This window comes from Mycobacterium sp., assembly GCF_035623875.1.
Classification (GTDB): Bacteria; Actinomycetota; Actinomycetes; order Mycobacteriales; family Mycobacteriaceae; genus Mycobacterium.
In genome coordinates, this window is the sequence record NZ_DASPSP010000222.1 from 1 (window position 1) to 2,646 (window position 2,646).

Genomic DNA, 2,646 nt, shown 5'->3' on the forward strand with positions numbered 1-2,646 from the left:
GTGACCGTTGATGGCCGACGTCGATCAGCATGCGTCGCAGCGGAATCTGGTCCCTGACATTCCCGCGGAACTGCGCGACGCGGGCTTTGAAGATGCGGCGGAAATCGGACGGGGCGGCTTCGGCGTCGTCTATCGATGCGCTCAGCCGCTGCTGGACCGCACGGTCGCCGTCAAGGTGTTGACCGCCGACCTTGACCCGGAAAATCTCGACCGCTTCCTGCGCGAGCAGCACGCGATGGGTCGACTATCCGGCCACCCCCACATCGTGACCATCTTGCAGGTCGGCACCACGACCAGGGGTCGGCCATTCATCGTGATGCCGTACCACGCCAAGAATTCACTCGAAGCACTGATCCGCCGGCACGGGCCGCTGGATTGGTGTGAGACGCTGCGCATCGGCGTGAAGCTGGCGGGTGCGCTCGAGGCCGCCCATAGCGCGGGCATCCTGCATCGTGACGTCAAGCCGGGAAACATTCTGCTGACCGAGTACGGCGAACCGGAGCTGACCGACTTCGGTATCGCCAGGATCGCCGGGGGCTTCCAGACGGCGACCGGAGTGATCACCGGCTCACCGGCGTTCACCGCGCCCGAAGTGCTCGAGGGCAAGACGCCCACACCCGCATCGGACGTGTATTCGCTCGGCGCGACGCTGTTCTGCGCGTTGACCGGCCATGCCGCGTACGAGCGCCGCACCGGCGAGAAAGTGGTCGCTCAGTTCCTCCGGATCACCTCCCAGCCGATACCGGATCTGCGTGAGCAGGGATTTCCGGCTGCCGTGGCGGCGGTCATCGAACGGGCCATGGCCCCCGATCCCGCCGCTCGCCCAGCGAGCGCCGCAGCGTTCGGCGACGAGCTGCGCGGGGTCCAGCGCGCCAGTGGCGTCGCCATCGATGAGATGGCCCATCCCGTCGAGTTGGGTGTGGAGCGCCGGACGTCGCCGGTGGCCCCGTCGGCGGTTCCGCGGGACACGGCCACGCCGACGCCCCCGACACCGACGACGAAGTACCGACCGCCGGTTCCGACCCGATCGCTGGTGGCCCGCAACCGGCTGTTCGACGTCCTCCGGGCGGGCAGTCGGCGACGATTGGTCCTGATCCAAGCGCCCTCGGGCTTCGGCAAGAGCACGCTGGCGGCCCAGTGGCGAGACGAGCTCCAGCGCGACGGCATCGCGGTCGGCTGGCTGACGATCGACGATGACGACAACAACGTGGCATGGTTCCTGGCGCATCTCCTCGAGTTGGTCCGACGGGTCCGTCCAGCGCTCGCCGCGTCATTGAGTCAGGTGCTTGAGGACCACGGCGACGACGCCGCCCGCTACGTCTTCACCATGCTCATCGACGAGATTCACGAAAACGACGATCGGATGGCGCTGGTCATCGACGACTGGCACCGGGTATCCGACGCCCAGACCACGGCCGCTCTCGGTTTTCTGCTCGAGCACGGATGCCATCACCTGCAGATCATCGTGACCAGCTGGTCACGCGCCGGACTGCCGGTGAGCAAGTTGCGGATCGTGGATGAATTGGTCGAAATAGACTCTGACTCACTGCGTTTCGACGTCGACGAGGCTCGATCGTTTCTGAACGACGTTGACGGCCTGCAGCTGTCAGACAGCGACGTGGAAGCCTTGACCACGTCGACCGAGGGGTGGGTCGCCGCCCTGCAGCTGGCCGCGCTTGCCCTGCGCGGCGGCGGCGACACCAACGCGCTGGTAAGCCGACTATCCGGCGCGAGCGAGATGATCGGCGAATTCCTCGCCGAAAATGTCCTGGACACCCTGGAACCGGAGATGACCGAGTTCCTGCTGGCGACATCGATTACCGAGCGGACCTGTGGTGGGCTGGCATCCGCGCTGGCTGAGGTGCCCCGCGGCCAGGCGATGCTGGAAGAGATCGAGCGGCGCGGCCTGTTCCTGCAGCGGATCGACGAGGACCCGAACTGGTTTCGCTACCACCATATGTTCGCCGAATTCCTGCGCCGCCGGCTCGACTGTGACCGCCCGGAGCGGGTCGAACAACTCCACCGGGCCGCCTCGGAGTGGTTCGTCGAACACGGCCACCTCAACGAGGCCGTCGACCACGCGCTGGCCTCGGGCGACCCCACGCGCGCGGTCGACCTGGTCGAGCAGGACGAGACCAATCTGCTCGAGCAGTCCAAAATGACGACCCTGCTCGGAATCGTCCGGAAGCTACCGCCGCGGTTGGTGGTTTCCCGCGCACGTCTGCAACTGACCATCGCGTGGGCGAACATCCTGCTGCAGCGCCTGGCGCCGGCCGCCGCCGCGCTGAAGTCTTTCGAGGCGGCCCTGGATGGTGCAGATCTCACTGACGCGATACGGGCAGATCTGCGTGTCGAAGCCGACGTGGCGCGCGGAGCCGCAGACATCTCCGCCGACCGGGCGGATGCCGTCGATCATCTGGTCGCCGAAGCATTGTCACGACCGGACACCTTCCATCCCCGGGTTCCCGGTGCGGCTGGAAATGCTGCAGCGTTCGCCGCGATCTACCGCTTCGACTTCGACGCCGTGCACCGGCTGCTGGCGTGGGCGACGCCTTACCAGGAGATGATGGGGCCGCTTGCCAGCGTCAACGCGCACTGCTTCGGCGGTATCGCCGCCAGGTATCAGCTCGACATCCCAACCGCCCT

The 2,646-nt window shown here is 66.7% G+C and carries 1 protein-coding gene; it reads left to right on the plus strand.

Annotation, left to right across the window (positions count from 1 at the left end; all coding sequences use genetic code 11):
• Positions 1-10 precede the first annotated feature (10 nt).
• On the plus strand, positions 11-2,646 hold a 2,636-nt coding region (locus tag VEI45_RS18270), incomplete at its 3' end, for a protein kinase domain-containing protein (RefSeq protein ID WP_324855737.1).